General features: G+C 70.4%; 19 protein-coding genes. 6 read left to right on the top strand and 13 right to left on the bottom strand.

The genetic code is table 11. The features are described from left to right. Positions 1-15: 15 nt before the first annotated feature. Positions 16-384, top strand: coding sequence for an RNA-binding S4 domain-containing protein (locus tag QUC20_RS05215; protein ID WP_289331152.1), 369 nt, complete (start codon positions 16-18; stop codon positions 382-384). 55 nt (positions 385-439) lie between these two features. Here QUC20_RS05215 and QUC20_RS05210 read toward each other — a convergent pair whose 3' ends face one another. The 11 genes from QUC20_RS05210 to argC all read right to left on the bottom strand — a co-directional run bounded on the left by QUC20_RS05210 (position 440) and on the right by argC (position 12168). Beyond that, positions 440-1234, bottom strand: a complete 795-nt coding sequence (locus tag QUC20_RS05210) for a DUF4184 family protein (protein WP_289331151.1) — start codon at positions 1232-1234, stop codon at positions 440-442. Between the two features lie 9 nt (positions 1235-1243). Continuing rightward, positions 1244-2548, bottom strand: coding sequence for a tyrosine--tRNA ligase (gene tyrS / locus QUC20_RS05205; protein ID WP_289331150.1), 1305 nt, complete (start codon positions 2546-2548; stop codon positions 1244-1246). Positions 2549-2912: 364 nt separating this feature from the next. After that, positions 2913-3608 carry a hypothetical protein gene (locus QUC20_RS05200; RefSeq protein WP_120263073.1) on the bottom strand — a complete coding sequence of 232 codons (696 nt, stop codon included), beginning with the start codon at positions 3606-3608 and terminating at the stop codon, positions 2913-2915. Beyond that, the gene (locus tag QUC20_RS05195) at positions 3605-4249 is read right to left on the bottom strand and encodes a SatD family protein (protein ID WP_289331149.1); all 645 of its coding nucleotides are present in this window, start codon (positions 4247-4249) and stop codon (positions 3605-3607) included. The genes QUC20_RS05200 and QUC20_RS05195 overlap by 4 nt, the downstream gene beginning before the upstream one ends. Before the next feature lie 78 nt (positions 4250-4327). Further along, positions 4328-5758, bottom strand: coding sequence for an argininosuccinate lyase (argH, locus tag QUC20_RS05190; RefSeq protein WP_289331148.1), 1431 nt, complete (start codon positions 5756-5758; stop codon positions 4328-4330). Positions 5759-5767: 9 nt separating this feature from the next. After that, on the bottom strand, positions 5768-6868 hold the full coding sequence (locus QUC20_RS05185) for a heparan-alpha-glucosaminide N-acetyltransferase domain-containing protein (protein ID WP_289331475.1): 1101 nt from the start codon (positions 6866-6868) through the stop codon (positions 5768-5770). 33 nt (positions 6869-6901) lie between these two features. Continuing rightward, positions 6902-7825 (bottom strand): ornithine carbamoyltransferase, encoded by a 924-nt coding sequence (argF, locus tag QUC20_RS05180; RefSeq protein ID WP_289331147.1) that lies wholly within the window; start codon positions 7823-7825, stop codon positions 6902-6904. Beyond that, entirely contained in the window at positions 7822-9069 is a 1248-nt protein-coding gene (locus QUC20_RS05175; RefSeq protein ID WP_289331146.1) for an acetylornithine transaminase, read from the bottom strand. Before QUC20_RS05175 ends, argF begins: the two co-directional genes overlap by 4 nt. Continuing rightward, a complete protein-coding gene (gene argB, locus QUC20_RS05170) occupies positions 9066-9971 on the bottom strand; it encodes an acetylglutamate kinase (RefSeq protein WP_120263078.1) in 906 nt (301 codons plus the stop codon). The genes QUC20_RS05175 and argB overlap by 4 nt, the downstream gene beginning before the upstream one ends. Then, positions 9968-11125 carry a bifunctional glutamate N-acetyltransferase/amino-acid acetyltransferase ArgJ gene (argJ, locus tag QUC20_RS05165; protein WP_289331145.1) on the bottom strand — a complete coding sequence of 386 codons (1158 nt, stop codon included), beginning with the start codon at positions 11123-11125 and terminating at the stop codon, positions 9968-9970. The genes argB and argJ overlap by 4 nt, the downstream gene beginning before the upstream one ends. Continuing rightward, on the bottom strand, positions 11122-12168 hold the full coding sequence (argC, locus tag QUC20_RS05160; RefSeq protein ID WP_120263080.1) for an N-acetyl-gamma-glutamyl-phosphate reductase: 1047 nt from the start codon (positions 12166-12168) through the stop codon (positions 11122-11124). Before argC ends, argJ begins: the two co-directional genes overlap by 4 nt. Positions 12169-12543: 375 nt before the next feature. Between argC and QUC20_RS05155 the strand changes: the two genes are divergently transcribed. The 4 genes from QUC20_RS05155 to QUC20_RS05140 are packed head-to-tail and all read left to right on the top strand — an operon-like array spanning position 12544 to position 15174. Beyond that, positions 12544-13200: a hypothetical protein gene (locus QUC20_RS05155; RefSeq protein WP_289331144.1), complete on the top strand. Its 657-nt coding sequence runs from the start codon at positions 12544-12546 to the stop codon at positions 13198-13200. Then, positions 13197-13496 (top strand): transcriptional regulator, encoded by a 300-nt coding sequence (locus QUC20_RS05150; protein WP_071918345.1) that lies wholly within the window; start codon positions 13197-13199, stop codon positions 13494-13496. The genes QUC20_RS05155 and QUC20_RS05150 overlap by 4 nt, the downstream gene beginning before the upstream one ends. Continuing rightward, positions 13493-14422, top strand: coding sequence for an ABC transporter ATP-binding protein (locus QUC20_RS05145; protein ID WP_289331143.1), 930 nt, complete (start codon positions 13493-13495; stop codon positions 14420-14422). Before QUC20_RS05150 ends, QUC20_RS05145 begins: the two co-directional genes overlap by 4 nt. Beyond that, the gene (locus tag QUC20_RS05140) at positions 14422-15174 is read left to right on the top strand and encodes an ABC transporter permease (protein WP_289331142.1); all 753 of its coding nucleotides are present in this window, start codon (positions 14422-14424) and stop codon (positions 15172-15174) included. The genes QUC20_RS05145 and QUC20_RS05140 overlap by 1 nt, the downstream gene beginning before the upstream one ends. A 33-nt stretch (positions 15175-15207) precedes the next feature. On the opposite strand, the gene QUC20_RS05135 is transcribed toward QUC20_RS05140, so the two are convergent. Both QUC20_RS05135 and QUC20_RS05130 read right to left on the bottom strand, forming a co-directional pair. Continuing rightward, positions 15208-16788, bottom strand: coding sequence for a hypothetical protein (locus QUC20_RS05135; RefSeq protein ID WP_120263084.1), 1581 nt, complete (start codon positions 16786-16788; stop codon positions 15208-15210). Continuing rightward, positions 16770-17573: an ABC transporter ATP-binding protein gene (locus QUC20_RS05130; protein ID WP_259455208.1), complete on the bottom strand. Its 804-nt coding sequence runs from the start codon at positions 17571-17573 to the stop codon at positions 16770-16772. Before QUC20_RS05130 ends, QUC20_RS05135 begins: the two co-directional genes overlap by 19 nt. A 59-nt stretch (positions 17574-17632) precedes the next feature. On the opposite strand from QUC20_RS05130, the gene QUC20_RS05125 reads away from it, so the two are divergent. Beyond that, positions 17633-18757 carry an AAA family ATPase gene (locus QUC20_RS05125; protein ID WP_289331141.1) on the top strand — a complete coding sequence of 375 codons (1125 nt, stop codon included), beginning with the start codon at positions 17633-17635 and terminating at the stop codon, positions 18755-18757. Positions 18758-18810: the final 53 nt, after the last annotated feature.

The raw sequence follows: 18810 nt of genomic DNA, 5'->3' as shown, positions 1-18810 counted from the left end.
GCGAGAATGGAACGCATGACCGCATCCGATGCGCCCGTCCGTGTGGACTCGTGGCTGTGGGCGGTCCGCATCTACAAGACCCGGTCAGCGGCGACCACCGCCTGCCGCGCCGGTCACGTCCGGATCAACGGCGAGAGAGTCAAGGCGTCGCAGTCGGTGAAGCCCGGCGATGAGCTGCGGGTGCGGATCGCGGGCTTCGACCGCATCCTCGTCGTCAGACAGACGCTCACCAAGCGCGTCGGCGCGCCCGTCGCGGCGACCGCCCTGGAAGACCGCACTCCCCCGCGCGAGCCGATGGCGATGCTCGCCGTCCGTGATCGCGGCGCCGGCCGACCGACGAAACGCGAACGCCGGAAGATCGACCGGCTACGCGGAGTCGACTGAACCTTCACCTCGAGTACGCGACCACGGGTCGCCGAAGACCGAAGCCCCGCGATACTCACCGCACGACACGTCGCCGCACCACCTGCACGACGACGCACAGCACGAGCGTCGCCACTCCCCAGATCGCACACGCGGGCGGCAGCACTCGGTATGCGAGGTGCTGCGCGGTCCACTCCGCGGTCAGCGGGCCATAGGCGGCGAGACCCATCAGCCACGCGACGACGAGCACGAACGGTAGCGATGCCCACCAGACGACTCGCACCGCACCGGGCAGCACCCGGCGCACCGAAGACAGCGACCGCTTCCGCAGCCAGAACGCGCCCGCCGCCGCGAGCCCGAGCAGGCCCAGCGCGCTCGATGCGTACTGCAACCACCGGTAGCCGTGGAACGGTCCCCAGCGCTCGGCCAGCGCGGGGATGAGCTCCACGCCCCAGCGCCCCTCGTGGGTGAAGGCATCCCAGGCGATGTGACTCAGCACGCCCAGCGCCAGCGACACCACGACCAGCAGAACGTTGACCGCGACCGACCGGGTCCGCCCCGATGCGGGCCGCACGGTTCGCAGCGCGTCGCCGCCCGTGGCGTCCCACGCCGATGGCAGCCTTCCCGCAAGCCAGTCGGGTGCGAGCTCACACACCGCGGGCCGCAGCAGCAGCCACCACGCGAGCAGCAGCACACCCGCGATCACCACCGTCAGCCACGGATACGCATGCGTCTGCGCGTAGCTGATGCCGATCCCGCGGGCGAACAACGGCAAATCGGGCGCCATCGCCCCGACAGCCACGGCCGCCGGCACGAGCGGTGTGCGGACGACTGCCAGCGCGACGACGGCGTGGCTCGGGGTGAACGGCATCCGCTCGGGTCAGTCGTCGATGAAGACGCCCGCGAGCGTCTTCTTGCCTCGCCGCAGCACGGCCACGCCACCCGGCAGGTCTCCGACCACGACAGCCGACTCGTCGTCGACCTTCGCACCGTTGATCGAGACGCCGCCCTGCGCGATCGCCCGGCGGGCTTCCGACAGGCTGCCGACGAGCCCGGTGTCGACGAGCAGCTGCACGACCGAGGCGCCCGCCGACGCGGTGGCGTTGGGCAGCTCCTGCAGAGCCGAGCGCAGCGTGGCGGCGTCGAGAGCGGTCAGGTCGCCCTGGCCGAACAAGGCGTCGGATGCCGCGATGACCTTCGCCGTCGCATCCACGCCGTGCACCGTCGCGGTGACCTCGAACGCCAGACGCTTCTGCGCCGCGCGGCGGAACGGCTCGTCGGCGACGAGACGCTCGTACTCGGCGATCTCGGCGCTGCTGAGGAACGTGAACACCTTCAGGCGCTCGACGACGTCGGCATCCGCGGTCGAGAGCCAGAACTGGTAGAACGCGTACGGGCTCGTGAGCTCCGCGTCGATCCAGATCGCGTTGCCCTCGCTCTTGCCGAACTTCGTGCCGTCGCTGTTGGTGATCAGCGGCGTGCCGAACGCGTGCACCGAGGTGCCCTCGACGCGATGGATCAGGTCGGTGCCGCTCGTGAGGTTGCCCCACTGGTCCGATCCGCCCGTCTGCAGCGTGCAGCCGTACTGGCGGTAGAGCTCGAGGAAGTCGAGCCCCTGCAGGATCTGGTAGCTGAACTCGGTGTAACTGATGCCGGCATCGGAGTTCAGGCGCGCGGCTACGGCATCCTTCTTCAGCATCGTGCCGACGCGGTAGTGCTTGCCGATCTCGCGCAGGAAGTCGATCGCCGACATCGGCGCCGTCCAGTCGAGGTTATTCACCATGCGGGCGGCGTTCTCGCCCTCGAAGCTGAGGTACTTCTCGATCTGACCGCGCAGGCGGTCGACCCACTCGGCGACGGTCTCACGCGAGTTGAGCGTGCGCTCGGCGGTCGGACGGGGGTCGCCGATGAGGCCGGTCGAGCCGCCGACGAGACCGAGGGGCTTGTGACCGGCCAGCTGCAGGCGGCGAAGGGTCAGCAGCTGCACGAGGTGACCGAGGTGCAGGGATGCCGCCGTCGGGTCGAAGCCGCAGTAATACGTGATGGGGTCTCCGCCGAGCGCCTCTCGCAGCGCTTCCTGGTCGGTGGACACATGCACGAGACCGCGCCACACCAGCTCGTCCCACACGTTCTCGAACGCGGGATCGAGCGCCACGGGGGCGGTCGTCAGGGCTTCATCAGACACGCGCTTCAGGCTATCAGCGGCGCACCCGCCGACACGGCCCGACCGGCGGTCCGGCCCCAGCCTTCGCCGTTCCGTCATCAGGCTGGCGGGCGCCTCGGGCGACGTCGAGGCCCCAGCCCGGCGGCTGAGCCTGATGACGGCACGGGAATCAGCACGCCGAGGAAACGTCATACAGACCGACCACGTGCCCTCGCAGCCGCGCATGGGGACCCAGCGCGCGGCGTCGCCGTTCCGTCATCAGGCTGGCGGGCGCCTCGGGCGACGTCGAGGCCCCAGCCCGGCGGCTGAGCTTGATGACGGCACACGAAACAGTCCTCCGAAGCCACAAGACCGGCGGCGTGCTGAGCGCCTCACCGGACGACGCTCAGGCGGCCGTGCCCCACCAGATGAGGAAAGCCGCACCGAGCGCGACGACCCAGCTGACCAGGCTTCCGACGAGGAAGTACTCGGCGCGGTCTCCCCCGTCGTGGTCGCGCGAGATCTCGGGGAAGCGGACGATGCCCTTCGCCGCGAGCACGGCGGCGAGAAGCGTGAACGCTCCAGTGAGGGTGAGCGCGAAGACGAGCACGCGCTCAAGGGGGCCGATGATGCGCCCGCCCTTCAGCTCGTTCGCCGCTTCGGCGGCCACGACCCCGCCGCGGAGCGACGCACGCACGATGACATTGCCCGATTCGACGAGGAACACCAGCGCACCCGCGAGCGCGATGGCGAGGTCGAGGCTCACGACGCCGAGGGGCGAGTCGATCGGCCAGATCCGCTCGAGAGGGCCCTGGCCGTCGCGCACCCCGATGAGCGCGACCGCCACGGCCACGACGACGGCCAGGAGCGCCGCGGGCCACAGGCCCCAGCGGGTGGGCTCGCGCGTCGAGGTGACCGCTGCCCATCCGGCCGCGACGGCGATCGCTGCGAACCACCACGCTGCTGCCCCGGCCCATGCCGCGAGCGGCAGGAGTGCTGCCCCGAGGACGACCAGGACGATCCCAAGCCTCGCACCCGACAGCCTCTTGCGGGCGAGATCGAGCCCGCCGACCGCCAGCAGCATGAGCCCCGCGCCGATCATGACGAACGCTCCGTCAGAGCTGCGTACCCGGCGACGATCGCGGGGGCCCCCGAGGATGCGAGCAGCTGCGAGACCGCCGATTGCGTGATGCCCTCCTCCTTCGCGAGCGCACCCTGCGTGCGGCCGAGGCAGCGACCGTAGGTCAGCCGTCGAGCGCGCTCCGACATCGCCCCGACGATCTCGTCGCGTGAGAGCAGGTAGGCGTTGGCGAAGCGGATGCGGTCGGCCATGGCGACATCCTCGTCCTCCCCTCCGACAATGCGGGTGCGGGCGCGCGGAACCGCGCGGTCCTGCATCGCGTGCACCTGCTCGATCGCCGCGCGCGCACGCCACCACCCCGGGCCGTCGGAGATGTCCGAGCTCTCCGAGACGACCGAGCCGACGTCGCCGACGCCGAGCCCGAACCGCAGCGACGTCTCGTCGGGCAGGGCGAGCTGGAGAAGCAGAAGCCAGGCCAGCGCGTCGTCGAGGTCGTCGAAGACCGCCTGGAACTCATCGGCGAACGTGGCGCGCATGGGCGCCACGGCGACGGGTAGAGAATGGTCGACCTCGGCCATGGCCGCCTCGATCCGCGCCTGTGTGCGACTGCGGTCTTCGAGCAGACGCGATCCGACGATGTCTGCGATGACGGCGATGGACATAGCGATCAGGCTAGCACTTATATTCTTGGAATATAAGTGTTGAGCTGATGAACCCGATATATCAGCTCTGGGCTGATATCAGAGCTGCCACACACGCACAGCCTGCTGGGCGCGAGCGATCAATGCCGCGCGCTGCTCGTCGACCCGCACCGGTGCGGTACCGCCGACACCGTCGCGGCTGGCGACCGACCCCTCGGGTGAGAGGACACCTCGGACCTCGGGAGAGAGGTGCTCCGAGACCGAGACGAGGTCGTCGTCGGATGCCTCGTGCAGCTCGATCCCGCGCTCTTCGCAGAGCCGCACGAGCGAACCCGAGATCTCATGCGCCTCGCGGAAAGGAACACCACGCTTCACAAGCCATTCGGCGACATCGGTCGCGAGCGAGAAGCCCTGCGGCGCCAACTCGGCCATACGGACGAGATCGAACCGAAGCGTCGCGATCATGCCGGCGAACGCGGGGAGGACGACCTCGAGCGTCTCGATCGAGTCGAAGACAGGCTCTTTGTCCTCCTGCAGATCACGGTTGTACGCCAGCGGCAGCGCCTTGAGGGTGGCGAGCAGACCCGACAGGTTGCCGATCACGCGCCCCGCCTTGCCGCGGGCGAGCTCGGCGATGTCGGGATTCTTCTTCTGCGGCATGATGCTCGACCCGGTCGAATAGCCGTCGTCGAGGGTCACGAAGCCGAACTCGCGGGTGTTCCAGATGATGATGTCTTCCGCGAACCGCGAGATGTCGACGCCGATCATCGCGGCGATGAACGCGAACTCGGCCACAACGTCGCGCGACGACGTGCCGTCGATCGAGTTGTCGGCGGGACGCTCGAGACCGAGTTCCGTCGCCACGAGCTGAGGGTCGAGACCGAGAGTGGCCCCGGCGAGCGCTCCCCCGCCGTACGGCGAGACCCGAGCGCGGGCCGACCAGTCGCGCAGGCGCTCGAGGTCGCGCAGCAGCGGCCACGCGTGGGCCTGCAGGTGATGGGCGAGCAGCACCGGCTGCGCGTGCTGCAGGTGGGTGCGGCCGGGCATGATGGCGCGCGAGTGCGCCTCGGCTTGGCCGACGATGGCGTCGATCACCCGCAGGATGTCGCGGGCGATGACCTCGGCGTGATCGAGCAGGTACAGGCGCACCAGAGTGGCGATCTGGTCGTTGCGGCTGCGGCCGGCGCGCAACTTGCCGCCGAGCTCCGGTCCGACGGTCGCGATGAGAGCGGCTTCGAGCGCGCCGTGCACGTCTTCGTCTCCGGGAGCGGGCTGCAGCGAGCCGTCGCGCACGGCCGCGAGCACCGAGTCGAGCCCCGCGTGCATGCGGCTCTCTTCGTCGGGCGTGAGGTAACCGGCGGCGGCGAGCGCCTTCGCGTGAGCGTGCGATCCGGCGATGTCATAGCCGGCCAGAGCCCAGTCGAAGTGGGTCGATCGGCTCAGGCGGGCCAACTCGGGCGCCGGGCCCGAGGCGAAGCGGGCTCCCCAGAGAGCCCCGGAGTTCGTGCCGCCTGACGTGTCTTCGCTCATCGCTCCAGCCTATCGGGGCGGCATCGCCGCGCCCGGCGCCGCCGAGTGCCCGCGGACGGTCAGCCGCGCGAGTGCGTCGATGCCGGCTTCGAGCGGGCCACGCCCGACGACGAGGGCCCACACGGTGCATCCGAGGATGATGCCGAGGGTCATCGGCCAGAACGGGTCGAGCGCCCGGTAGGCGTCGAGTTCGAACACGCCGGGCTCGGCGGCGGGACGGGTGAGGGCCCACACCACGATCTGCGCCGAGTACGCGGTCAGGGGCATCGAGCCCACCGCGCGCAGCGGCAGAGCGGCCCAGGTGATCGGCGTCCGGCACACGAGCACGCACACGCCGATGACGAGCAGCGCGAAGCCGCCGGATCCGATCACCTCGAACAGCCCGGAGGAATGGGCCTCGCCCGTCCACGGCGTCTCACCGAAGACCTCCGAGCGCCCCCAGACGATGTCGAGAGCGGCCCCGACCGCCGTCAGGGCGAGCCCGGCGAGGGCGACGAGCCACGGGGTCGCGCGCGAGCGCAGGTCGAGGCGCGCCACGCCCATACCAGCCAGGACGAACGCCATCCAGGTGAGGAAGGGGTAGTGCCAACCGAGGGCGTTCGATAGATCGACCCCGGCGGGCGTCGACCAGAACGCCAGGCCGTCGATCGCCGCCTGCGGGAACGGCGCGACGAGCCCCACGACCCCGGCCGCGATGAGCAGCGTACGCGCCCGCAGCGGCAGGACCGCGGCGGCGATCACGAACAGCAGCGCGTAGGCGGGGAGGATGACGTACACCGGCACCGCGAGGAACAGCAGCAGCACGCCGATCACCCAGATCGCCCCGGCCCGCACGAGCAGGCGCAGACGAGTCGTCTCGAGTCGTGGGCCGCGCAGCGGCACCGGGCCGCCGCTGATGAGCCCGATCGACACGCCCGCGAGGGTGGCGAACAGGATGGACGAGCGACCGTGGACGATCCCCTCGTACGAGGAGGGGATCGTCCAATCGAAGTCGGGGATCGCGAGCAGGTGTGCTGCCAGCATCCCGATCACGGCGAGGTCGCGAGCGAGGTCGATGCCGTCGATGCGCGACGGCGCGAACAGCGGGCGGCGCCGCAGCATCTCGCTCATCCCCGACACCGAACGCTCCTCACCGCCTCGTGGTCACTGCTGACGCAGCAGCCAGACCAGCAGCGCCTTCTGCGCGTGGAGGCGGTTCTCTGCTTCGTCCCAGACGACGCTGTCCGATCCGTCGATGACGTCGGCGTCGACCTCGTACCCGCGATCGGCGGGCAGGCAGTGCATGAAGATCGCGCCGTCGGCAGCGGCATCCATCGTCTGCTGCGTCACCTTGTACGCGCCCAGATCGCGGATGCGTGCGATCTTCTCCTCTTCCTTGCCCATCGAGACCCAGGTGTCGGTCACGATGACGTCGGCACCGGATGCCGTCTCGAGCGGGTCGACCAGGATCGTGACCGAGCCGCCCGTCTGGGCCGCGATGCGCTGCGCGTCTGCCACGACGTCCTCACGGGGACCGTAACCCTCCGGAGACGCGACGCGGACGTGCATCCCCGCGGTCACGCCGGCGAGCACGTACGAGTGACCCATGTTCGACTGACCGTCGCCGAAGAACGACAGCGTGAGCCCGGCGAGGTCACCCTTGTGCTCGCGAATCGTCAGCAAGTCGGCGAGCAGCTGGCAGGGGTGGAAATCGTCGCTCAGCGCGTTGACGACCGGAACGCGGGTGCCGCGGGCCATCTCCTCGAGCCCGGCCTGCGCGTACGTGCGCCAGACGATCGCGGCGACCTGCCGCTCGAGCACCCGTGCGGTGTCGGACGGGGTCTCCTTGCCGCCGAGCTGGCTGCTGGCGGTCGAGATGATCAGCGGCGAACCGCCCAGGTCGGCGATGCCGACAGCGAACGAGACGCGCGTGCGCGTCGACGACTTGTCGAAGATGACCGCGACGGTCTGCGGGCCCTCGAGGGGCTTCAGCTTCCAGCGGTCCTTCTTCAGCGACAGGGCGAGGTCGAGCACCTCGGCCTGCTCGGCCGGGCTCAGGTCGTCGTCGCGAAGCAGATGGCGGGTCATGCGGATTCCTCCGTGGTCGTGTTCTCGAGAAGCAGGGCCGACTCGACGGTGCGCAGCGCGGCGGTGAAAAGCTCGGCGAACTCGTCGATCTCGACGTCGCCGATGGTGAGCGGCGGGGCGATCCGCACCGTGCGGTCGTTGGCCGCGTTGACGATCAGCCCGTGCTCCTGCGCCGCGGCCACGACGGCGCCGGCGACCGGATGCCGCAGCCCGACGCCCAGCAGCAGGCCCTGTCCGCGCACGCCGTCGATGAGCGGCGAGTCGATCGACTCGAGAACCTGCCGCACGCGCGCGCCGTGGGTGGCGGCGGCATCGACGAGTCCGGCGTTCTCGATCTCGCCGAGAACGGCCGAGGCGACGGCGGTGCCCAGCGGGTTGCCGCCGAACGTCGAACCGTGGGTGCCCGGGTAGAACAGCTCGCTCGCGCTCGCGAACGTGATGAGCGCGCCGATCGGGAAGCCGCCGCCGATGCCTTTGGCGACCGTGATCGCGTCGGGCTCGATGCCGGCGTGCTGGAACGCGAACCACGCGCCGGTGCGCCCGGCGCCGGTCTGGATCTCGTCGATGATCAGCAGCGCGCCGTGGCGCTTCGTGATCTCTCGCGCCGCCACGAGATAGCCCTCGGGCAGCGGGATGACGCCCGCTTCGCCCTTGATGGGCTCGACGAACAGCGCCGCGACGCGATCGTCGATCGCGGCCTCGAGGGCCTCGATCGTCGAGTCGATGCTCTCGACGCCGGGAACCATCGGCTCGAACGGCTGCTGCATCTGCGGCTTGCCGGTCAGGGCGAGGGTGCCCATCGTGCGCCCGTGGAAGGCATCCTTCAGCGCGAGGATACGGGGGCGCTCGGCTCCTCCGTGCAGACGTGCGAGCTTGAACGCCGCCTCATTGGCCTCGGCGCCGGAGTTGCCGAAGTACACGCGTCCGGCGTCACCGGTGCCCGCGAGACGCTTGAGCTTCGCCGCGAGGTCGAGCTGCGGCGGCGTCGCGAAGTAGTTCGACACGTGCGAGAGGGTGGCCGCCTGGCGCGAGACCGCCTCGACGAACACGGGGTGGGCGTGCCCGAGCGAGTTGACGGCGATGCCCGCGAGGAAGTCGAGGTATCGCTTGCCGTCGGCATCCCAGACGTATGCCCCCTCGCCGCGTTCGAGCAGCGCCAGGCGCGCACCCGCGCTGCGCACGAGGTCACGATCGACGTCGTCCGCCCATGTGGGCGCCGTCTGCTGGATCGTCGGGTTCGTCATCCCGCCACCACCTCCGTACCGATTCCTTGTGCTGTGAAGACCTCGACCAGCACCGAGTGGGGCTGGCGTCCGTCGATGATGGCCGCCGTGTCCACTCCCCCGTCGACCGCGTCGAGGCAGGCCTGCATCTTCGGGATCATCCCCGACTCGAGCTTCGGCAGCATCGCGCGGAGGTCCGTCGACGTCAGATGCGACACGAGCGAGTCGCGGTTGGGCCAGTCGGCGTAGAGGCCGGGCACGTCGGTGAGGACGACGAGCTTCGTGGCACCGAGAGCCGTCGCGAGGGCCGCGGCCGCGGCATCCGCGTTGACATTGAGCGACTGACCCGGATTGTCGAGGTCGGGGGCGATCGAGGAGATGACCGGGATGCGTCCCGCGTCGAGCTGATCGTGGACCGGCTGCGGATCGACCTCGACGACATCGCCGACGTGGCCGAGGTCATGCTCGGTGCCGTCGATCACGACACCGCGGCGGCGGCCGCCGAACAGCCCGGCATCCTCACCCGACAGGCCCGTCGCGAACGGACCGTACGCGTTGATACGGGCGACGAGCTGCGGATTGATCTGCCCCGTGAGCACCATGCGGACGACGTCGATCGCCTCGGTGCTCGTGACCCGGTAGCCGCCCTTGAACTCGCTCTCGATCGAGAGCCGGTCGAGCATCTTGGAGATCTGCGGGCCGCCGCCGTGCACGACGACGGGCTTGACACCCACGAAGCGCAGATAGGCGATGTCCTGGGCGAAGGACTCCTGCAACTCCTCGGAGACCATCGCGTTGCCGCCGTACTTGATGACGATGATCTGGTCGCGGAAGCGCTGCAGCCACGGCAGCGACTCGATGAGGACGCCCGCCTTGGCTGCCGCCTCTTCGGGGGTCGTGTACTGGAGGTCGATGTCGTTCATGAGGAGTAAGCGCTGTTCTCGTGGACGTAGTCGTGCGTCAGGTCGTTCGTGAGGATCGTCGCCGTCGCATCGCCCGACTTCAGGTCGATGAGGATGTGCGTCGCGCGAGGCGTCAGGTCGACCTCCTCACGCGGGCGGTCGGGCCCACCGGCCGTGCAGACCCGCACCCCGTTGAACGACACGTCGACGTCGTACGGGTCGAACGCGGCATCCGTCGTGCCGATCGCCGCGAGCACGCGGCCCCAGTTGGGGTCGTTGCCGAAGATCGCGGCCTTGAACAGGTTGTTGCGGGCTACGGAGCGTCCGACGACGACAGCATCCTCTTCGGATGCCGCCCCGACGACCTCGATCGAGATGTCGTGGCTCGCGCCTTCGGCGTCGCCCTGCAACTGCTCGGCGAGGTCGGCGCAGAGCTCGGCGAGCGCGTCGGCGAAGTCCGCGGCATCCGGAGTCACTCCCGACGCGCCGCTGACCATCAGCGTCACCTGGTCGTTGGTCGACATGCATCCGTCGGAGTCGAGCCGGTCGAAGCTCGTGCGCGTCGCGGACCGGAGCGCCGCGTCGGCCTGCGCCGAATCGAGGACGGCGTCGGTGGTGATGACGACGAGCATCGTCGCGAGGCCCGGAGCGAGCATCCCCGCGCCCTTCGCCATACCGCCGATCGTCCAGCCACCCCGGGAGACGACGGCGCGCTTGGGGCGCGAGTCGGTGGTCATGATCGCGAGCGAGGCGGCCTCGCCGCCGTCGGCGCTGAGCGAGCCGATCGCAGCGGTGGTGCCGTCGAGCACCTTGGCTCGGAACACCTCATCGCCGGTGCCGATGAGTCCGGTCGAGCAGACGAGCACATCGCCCGAGCTCACATCGAGCAGCTCGCCCGCCTTCTCGGCGGTCTGATGCGTCGTCTGGAAGCCGAAGCTGCCGGTGAAGCAGTTCGCTCCCCCCGAGTTGAGGACGACGGCCTCGACCACACCATCGGCGATCGCCTGCTGCGACCAGATGATCGGGTTCGCCTTGGCGCGGTTCGAGGTGAAGACCGCGGCGCCGACCTTGAGCGGGCCGCGGTTGACGACGACGGCGACGTCGGGCTTTCCGGTGGACTTCAGACCCGCGGCGACGCCGGCGGCTTCGAAACCCTGGGGGGCGGTGACGCTCACGGGGCGACTCCGTTCACGCTCAGGCCCGTGGTCTCGGCGAAACCGAGGGCGATGTTCATCGACTGGATGGCGGCACCCGCGGTGCCTTTGGCGAGGTTGTCCACCGCGGTCACAACGACCACCCGGCCGGCAGCACGGTCGATCGCGAGGCCCATGAGGGCGGTGTTCGCGCCGGTGACGTCGGCGGTGCGGGGGAACGACCCTTCGGGCAGCAGCTGCACGAAGGTCTCGTCGGCGTAGGCGCTCTCCCACGCCTCGCGGATCTGCGCGTCGCTGACGCCGTCTGCGATCGGGGCGGTCGAGGTGGCGAGGATGCCGCGCGACATCGGCACGAGGACCGGAGTGAACGAGATGCGGATGTCACCCGCCGCACCCGCGCCGCGCAGCGCCTGCCGGATCTCGGGGATGTGGCGGTGCGTCCCGCCGATCGCGTACGGGTTGGCCGATCCGAGGATCTCGGCGGCGAGGAGGTTCGTCTTCAGGCTCTTGCCCGCGCCCGAGGGGCCGACGGCCAGCACGCTCACGATGTCGCCCGGGTCGATTACGCCGGCCGCGACCCCGGGGGCGAGGCTCAGCGCGACGGTCGACGCGTTGCAACCGGGGGCCGCGATGCGCGAGGCCCCGATGAGCTTCTCCCGCTGCTTGCCGCCGCCGGTCAGAAGCTCGGGCACGCCGTAGGTCCAGGGTTCGTGGAACTCGCCGCCGTAGAAGGCATCCCAGTCGTCGGACGAGGTCAGCCGGTGGTCGGCACCCGCGTCGATGACGAGGGCGGTGTCGGCGAGCGCGTCGGTGTACTGCCCGGACTGTCCGTGCGGGAGGGCCAGGAACACGATGTCGTGCCCGGCCAGGACCTCGGGCGTCGAGGGCTGGAGCGTGAGATGGCGCAGCGACCGCAGATGCGGCTGGTGGTCGATGAGGGGCTGACCGGCGTTGGAGTGCGCGGTGACCGTGCGGATCTCGACCTCGGGGTGAGCGGCGAGCAGGCGCAGGATCTCGCCTCCCGCGTATCCGGATGCGCCGGAGACGGCGACGGAGAGGGGCATGACTTCCACCTTATTGTCTGGGATGACGTCGCCTCTGCGGCGACGGGGACCGGCGGCGGCGACACCACGCGCTCGACCGCGGATGCGGGAGCGTGCAGGGTCGCCTAGCGTCGGCGGTCGCCCAGACGTCGGCGCGCGCGAAGCACCGTGACGGTGCGCTGCGAAGCCGAAGACATGCGCCGACAGTAGCGCTCGCTCGCGGCATCCGCCAAATCCCCTGCGGGCGACGCGCGTGGCGTGGGGCGCAGTTGCGCCTGTCGAGCGCGGTTCGAACTGCGCCTATCCCGCCGAAGTGCGCCCGATGCGGCGAGGCGACGGGAACGGGAACGGGATGCCGAGTTGACGGCGCCAAGTTTGCAATGCAAAGTGGTTTGCATGGAGCACGATTCGATGGATGACGAGCAGCAGGCCGACCCGGCGGCGATGCTCGCCCTCATGCAGGACCAGCGCCGGCGCACCGCGCACTGGGTCAACCGCAACTACGCGGTGATGCTCATCACCTGGGCGGCGGCGTGGATCATCGGGTTCGGAGCTATCTGGAGCGCGGCGAGCGGCGGTGGGAATCCGTGGTTCCGCATCCCGACGACGCCCGCGTGGATCGTCTTCGGCGTGGTGCTCGTGGCGGGCATCGTCGTGTCCGGTGTGGCCGGCATCCGCTCGGGTATCGGCGTGCGCGGACCGTCGCGCCTGGCCGGAGCCATGTACGGCTGGGCGTGGTCGCTGTCGATGTTCGGCGCCGGACTCCTGGTCGGTGCGGTGCAGCGCACGGGCGCGGATGCCGCGGTGATGGCGGTGCTCTCCCCCGCGATCTTCGTCCTGCTGGTCGGCGTGCTCTACCTCGCCGGGGGTGCGCTCTGGCGCTCGCCCGTCCAGTACGCGCTCGGTGTCGTCATGATCGCCACCGCGATCGTCGCGTCGTACGCGGGCTCCCCCACCAACTACCTCGTCTACGCGACGGTCGGGCCGTTCGCGATGCTCGTCGTCGCGACCCTGATGCTTCGCGGCGTCATCCCGGCAGAAGGCAGCCGATGACCGAGCTCGACCCGGTGATCCACGCCCCCGCCCGTCTGCGCATCGTGACGGCGCTGAACGAGGCTCTCGCCGACGGCGACGAAGTGACCTTTCCCGTGCTGCAGAAACTGCTCGGGATGACCGCGGGCAATCTCACCACGCACCTCGCGAAGCTCGAGGCTGCCGGATACGTCGAGACCGCGAAGGCCTTCGCGGGCCGGAAGCCCGTGACCTACGTTGCGCTGACGCCCGCCGGGCGTGCCGCGTTCCGCACCTATCGCACCCACCTGCTCGATCTCCTCGGAGGAGGATCATGACCGCCCTCATCAGCACCCGCGACCTCGTGAAGCGTTTCGGCGACGTGACCGCGCTGGCCGGGGTGACCCTCGACATCCACGCCGGCGAATGCGTCGGCCTGCTGGGCCCGAACGGCGCCGGCAAGACGACGCTGCTCTCGCTCGTCGAGGGCCTGCGAACGCCGACGAGCGGCGAAGTGCGCCTGTTCGGCGGCGACCCGCGCGCCGCGTCATCCCGCGTGCGGCTCGGCTCGACGCCCCAGGCGACGGCCCTGCCCGACGCCTTGCGCGTGGGCGAGGTCCTCGACTTCGTCGCGGCGCACTTCCCTCATCCCTCGCCCCGCAGCCGCATCGTCGACGAGTTCGATCTCGGCCCACTGCTGCGCCAGCAGTGCGGCGCACTGTCGGGCGGCCAACAGCGCCGGGTCGCCGTTGCGCTGGCATTCGTCGGCGATCCCGACCTCGTGCTGCTCGACGAGCCCACGACCGGTCTCGACGTCGACGCCCGACGAGCCCTCTGGGATGCCGTCCGCGCCCGGCACGCCGCCGGATGCGCCGTGGTCGTCACGAGCCACCACCTCGAAGAGATCGAGCAGCTCGCCCAGCGTGTCGTCGTCATCGACGACGGCGTCGTGCGCACCGACGACACGCTCGCGGCTGTCGTGTCGAGCGTCTCGCGTCGCCGCGTCACCCTGCGCGGTGTCTCGGCAGACGACATCCGGCGCCTCGACCCCGAGGCATCCGTCACCGTCTCTCACGGCACCGCGTTGGACGACACGGCCTCTGGCGGCACCGTCACCGCCGTCGTCGCCGACTCCGACGCTCTCGTCCGCTCGCTCGTCACCGCCGGTCTCCCCTTCGCCGACCTCACGGTGCGCGGGGCGACCCTCGAAGAGGCGTTCCTCACCCTGACCTCCACGTCCGCACACACCGACAAGGCCGCCTGATGTCCACGCTCTCGCTCACTCTCACCGCGACCAAGTACAACCTCGTCGAGACCGCACGGGTTCCGATCGCCGTCATCGGGTCGGTCGTCTTCCCCACCCTCGCGTTCTGCCTCTTCGTGCTGCCGCAGGGGGCGGTTGTGGCCGACAGCACCGTCGCGACAGCCGCTGTCTGTTCGATGGTGGTGTTCGCCTTCATGTCGTCGGGGCTGTTCTCCGTCGGCATCGAACTCGCCGAGCAGCGCTCGAAGCCGTGGACGCCGTACCTGCGTACGCTCCCCGGAAGCCCGCTCGCCCGCATCGGCGCCCTCATCCTCGCGACCCTCGCGATCGCGACCGTCGCGATGCTGCCGCTGCTCGTCGTCGGCGGGATCTTCACGAGCGCGCGCCCCGAACCGCTTCGGTTGCTCGCGGCCATCGTGCTCGTGATCGCGACGGCGCTGCCGCCGATGCTCATCGGCGCGATCATCGGTCTCACGACAGGCCCGAAGGCGGCCATCGCCGTCACGCAGGTCGCGCTGTTCCTGCTGGCTTTCGGCGGTGGCCTGTTCCTGCCCCCGCAGCTGTTCCCCGCGTGGCTCGACACCGCATCGTCGGCTCTGCCGATCCGTCAGGCGCGAGAGATCGTGGTCGGCGTCGCGACGGGGTCCGAGGTGCCGCTGTGGGCGGTGCTCGGCGTCATCGCGTGGACGGTCGCGCTGGGAGCCCTCGTCGTGTGGCTGTACCGACGCGACGAGGGCCGCCGCTACCGCTGATCGCGAGCGGCCCCCGGCAGGATCCCGCGTAGATCAGGTGGGGAACGACTTGATGCGCACGAGCAGGTCGGGGCCCGTCCGCTCGAGTGTCCGCCCGCCGACGAGGACGCCGACGATCGCGACCACGGCACCGAAGACGACACCGACGGCCAGCGCGATCCAGCCCCACATCGCATCTCCCGTGACGGCGTTCACGATCGCGGGAACGATAGCCGGCAGCGACAGCGCGATCACCGCGGCCCATACGACGAACACCAGCAAGCCGACGATGGAGTTCTGGCCCGGCGTGCTCTTGAACGGGCTGTCACCGGGCGCGGGCACGGGCGTGACGATGAGCGCCGACGACACAGCGCACGCGCCGTATCCGGCCAGCAGCACGCCGAGCGCCGCGCCGAGGACGGCGGGCAGGTGCGCCGCGTCGCCCGCGACCACGGCCGTCGCGACCGCGATGACGAGGATGAGCGGGATGCCGACGCACGCGGCCCCGAGCAGACGCCCGAGGCGGTCGGCGCGGCCCGAGATGCCCGTGGCGAGGGTCGTGCCGAATGCCGTCCCGTCGAACGAGACGTCGGCGTAGCCGACCGCCGCCATCACGAGCGCGGCCAGGACGGGCGAGATCAGGAACATGAACCCGTCCGTTCCGCCCGTGAAGGCGAACAGCACCGGGAACAGCGGGATGACGATGAGCTGACGGAGGTAGCGCGGGTCGCGCAGCCATCCCGAGAGCGACCGCGCCCACGTCGCACCGACACCACCGGTCGGCATGACGCCGAACAGGCCGAGCTTTCCGGCCGCGACCGCGCGGGTCGCGCGCTGACGCGGCGACGACACGGCGGTCTCGATGACGCGGTCCCACACGATCCACAGCACGACGAGGGTTGCGATGGCGATCGCCGTGCTCGCGAGAGCGGGCAGCCATTGCCCCGCCGCGACGCTGGGGGCGACCGACCAGGCGGCACCGAGCGGGGTCCAGGCGAGGATGCCGGCCGCCTGCTGGATACGCGTCCAGAGATCACCGCCCGCCTGGTCGAGCAGCGCCGCGACGCCCGTCAGGATGGGGCCGGTCATGATGAGCACGACGAGCACGACGGTGCCGATGATCTCGCGCGATCGGCGACCGCCCATGCCACCCGACAGCTCGCCCATCAGACGCGACGCCAGCACGCAGGTCAGCACGCCGAGCAGGACGGTGGGAACCGCGACGACCGCAGCGACCGGCCAGCGCACCCAGACGATGAGCGTCGCGAGGGCGGCGACGGTGGTGACGATCCCAGGGATGCCGGTGAGCCCGGTGCCCGCGAGAGCGAGCATGACTTGGCGGCGCGTCAGCGGGAACGGCGCGAGGCGCACGGCGTCGACGGTGCTGTCGAGCCCCGCGATGATGATCGGACCGACGAGCCAGCCGAGGATCAGCGCCGAGCCGCCGAGGACGGAGACCACGGTCGCCACTTCGAGGTTCTGGAAGATCGACAGCGCGATGAGCGCCGTGACCAGACCGCCGAGGATACCGAGCCCCCACAGCGACCCGAGGATGAAGCCGACCAGCTGCCAGGGCCGCCGAGCGAGCGTGTTCCCGAGAACGCGATAACGCAGCTTCAGGACTGTCGCAACCACTGCGGTCCCTCCGACTGGTGGCGTCCGCCCACGAGCGAGACGAAACGGTCCTGCAGGCTCTCACCGGCGCGCACCTCGTCGATGGTGCCCGCGGCCAGCACCCGGCCGGCGGCGATGACGGCGACGTGGTCGCACATGCGCTGGACGAGATCCATGGAGTGGCTCGAGACGATCACCGAGCCGCCCGAGGTCGTGTAGCTGCGCAGGACGTCCTCGATGTTCGCGGCAGACACCGGGTCGACCGACTCGAACGGCTCGTCGAGCACCAGCAGACGCGGGGCGTGCACGAGGGCGCAGGCGAGCGCGACCTTCTTGGTCATACCGGCGGAGTAGTCGGCGACGATGGTCCCGGCCGCGGCGCGCAGGTCCATGAGGTCGAGCAGGTCCGACACGCGCGGCGCGATCTCGGGGCGCGGCAGCCCGAACATCATCGCGGTGTAGGTGATGAGCTGTTCTCCCGTGAGGCGGTCGAAGAGCCGCACACCGTCGGCGAGGTTGCCGATCGTGCGCTTCGCGGCCACCGGGTCGCGCCATACGTCGATGCCGTGGACGCGGGCGGTGCCGGCATCCGGGCGCAGCAGGCCCGTGGCCATCGAGAGGCTCGTGGTCTTGCCCGCGCCGTTCGGACCGACGAGGCCGTAGAACGACCCGCTCGGAACGACGAGGTCGATGCCGTCGACGGCGACCTTCTCGCCGAACCTCTTGACCAGGCCGTGCAGCTCGAGGGCGGGGGCGGCATCAGCCGCCGGGGACGATGGGGTGACGCTGGCTGGGATCTCGCTCACGGCCCCGACACTATCGGGAAGCGGGCGGCGGTGTCAGAAGCGGATGCCAGAGTGAAGGGATGCTGCGCACTCTGGCTGTATCGGGATACCGTTCGCTCCGCGATGTCGTGGTGCCGCTCGGCGACCTCACCGTCGTCACCGGCCCCAACGGTTCGGGCAAGTCGAACCTCTACCGCGCCTTGCGCCTGCTGGCCGCGGCCGCGCAGGGCGACATCGTCGGGGCGCTCGCCCGGGAGGGCGGTCTGCCGTCGGTGCTATGGGCGGGACCCGAGAACGGCGGCGGCCAGGGAACCGTGCGACGCGGGCCGATCGCGGTTCAGCTCGGCTACGCGTCCGACGAGCTGGGGTACCTCATCGATCTCGGTATCCCTCAGGGCGATCAGACCAGTCCGTTCGCCCGCGACCCCGAGATCAAGCGCGAACAGGTCTTCGCCGGCACCGTCGCCAAGCCATCGACGCTGCTCATCGATCGCACCCGGCAGCTGACGCGGGTGCGAGAGCACTCGTGGACCATGCTCGACCAGCAGCTGGCACCGTACGAGAGCATCGTCACCGACCTCGCCGAGGGCGACACCGCCCCCGAGCTGTTGACGCTTCGGCGCGGGATGACCGCCTGGCGCTTCTACGACCACTTCCGGGTCGACCTCGGCGCGCCCGCACGCCAGCCGCAGGTGGGCACCCGCAGCCACACCCTCGCGCACGACGGCGCGAACCTCGCCGCCACCTGGGCGACGATCGTCGATGCCGGGCACGGCCCAGCGCTCGCCCGAGCGGTCGACGATGCCTTTCCGGGCAGCCGCGTGCGCGTCGTGACCTCCGACGGTCTGTTCCGGCTGACGATCGAACAACCCGGGCTGCTGCGGCCTCTCGACGCGGCCGAGCTCTCGGACGGCACGCTGCGGTACCTGCTGCTCTGCGCCGCGCTGCTGCCTGCGCGCCCGGCCCCGCTGCTCGTACTCAACGAGCCCGAGGCGAGCCTGCATCCCTCGCTCCTGGGTCCGCTGGCATCGCTGGTACGCACGGCATCCGAACGCACTCAGGTCATCACCGTCTCGCATGCCGATGCCCTCGTCGACGCTCTGCCCGAGCCGGCGCGCGTCGAGTTGCAGCGCTCCGACGCCGAGACGATCGTGCGCGGTCAGGGCCTTCTCGACGTTCCGGCGTGGAACTGGGGCTCGCGCTGAGCCGGGCACGCGTCAGGCGCAGTTCCGAACGTGAGGCGCGCGTGAACCCGCGC

The sequence above is a fragment of the Microbacterium arborescens genome, from assembly GCF_030369635.1.
In the GTDB taxonomy this organism is placed as follows: Bacteria; Actinomycetota; Actinomycetes; order Actinomycetales; family Microbacteriaceae; genus Microbacterium.
This window is presented reverse-complemented; position numbering and strand designations above follow the sequence as displayed.

What these genes read in the sequence shown, in the direction of transcription:
- QUC20_RS05215 (WP_289331152.1), top strand. Translation starts at nt 16, where the DNA reads ATGACCGCATCCGATGCGCCCGTCCGTGTGGACTCGTGGCTGTGGGCG.
- QUC20_RS05210 (WP_289331151.1), bottom strand. Translation starts at nt 1,234, where the DNA reads ATGCCGTTCACCCCGAGCCACGCCGTCGTCGCGCTGGCAGTCGTCCGC.
- QUC20_RS05200 (WP_120263073.1), bottom strand. Translation starts at nt 3,608, where the DNA reads ATGATCGGCGCGGGGCTCATGCTGCTGGCGGTCGGCGGGCTCGATCTC.
- QUC20_RS05195 (WP_289331149.1), bottom strand. Translation starts at nt 4,249, where the DNA reads ATGTCCATCGCCGTCATCGCAGACATCGTCGGATCGCGTCTGCTCGAA.
- argH (WP_289331148.1), bottom strand. Translation starts at nt 5,758, where the DNA reads ATGAGCGAAGACACGTCAGGCGGCACGAACTCCGGGGCTCTCTGGGGA.
- QUC20_RS05185 (WP_289331475.1), bottom strand. Translation starts at nt 6,868, where the DNA reads ATGAGCGAGATGCTGCGGCGCCGCCCGCTGTTCGCGCCGTCGCGCATC.
- argF (WP_289331147.1), bottom strand. Translation starts at nt 7,825, where the DNA reads ATGACCCGCCATCTGCTTCGCGACGACGACCTGAGCCCGGCCGAGCAG.
- QUC20_RS05175 (WP_289331146.1), bottom strand. Translation starts at nt 9,069, where the DNA reads ATGACGAACCCGACGATCCAGCAGACGGCGCCCACATGGGCGGACGAC.
- argB (WP_120263078.1), bottom strand. Translation starts at nt 9,971, where the DNA reads ATGAACGACATCGACCTCCAGTACACGACCCCCGAAGAGGCGGCAGCC.
- argC (WP_120263080.1), bottom strand. Translation starts at nt 12,168, where the DNA reads ATGCCCCTCTCCGTCGCCGTCTCCGGCGCATCCGGATACGCGGGAGGC.
- QUC20_RS05155 (WP_289331144.1), top strand. Translation starts at nt 12,544, where the DNA reads ATGGAGCACGATTCGATGGATGACGAGCAGCAGGCCGACCCGGCGGCG.
- QUC20_RS05150 (WP_071918345.1), top strand. Translation starts at nt 13,197, where the DNA reads ATGACCGAGCTCGACCCGGTGATCCACGCCCCCGCCCGTCTGCGCATC.
- QUC20_RS05145 (WP_289331143.1), top strand. Translation starts at nt 13,493, where the DNA reads ATGACCGCCCTCATCAGCACCCGCGACCTCGTGAAGCGTTTCGGCGAC.
- QUC20_RS05140 (WP_289331142.1), top strand. Translation starts at nt 14,422, where the DNA reads ATGTCCACGCTCTCGCTCACTCTCACCGCGACCAAGTACAACCTCGTC.
- QUC20_RS05125 (WP_289331141.1), top strand. Translation starts at nt 17,633, where the DNA reads ATGCTGCGCACTCTGGCTGTATCGGGATACCGTTCGCTCCGCGATGTC.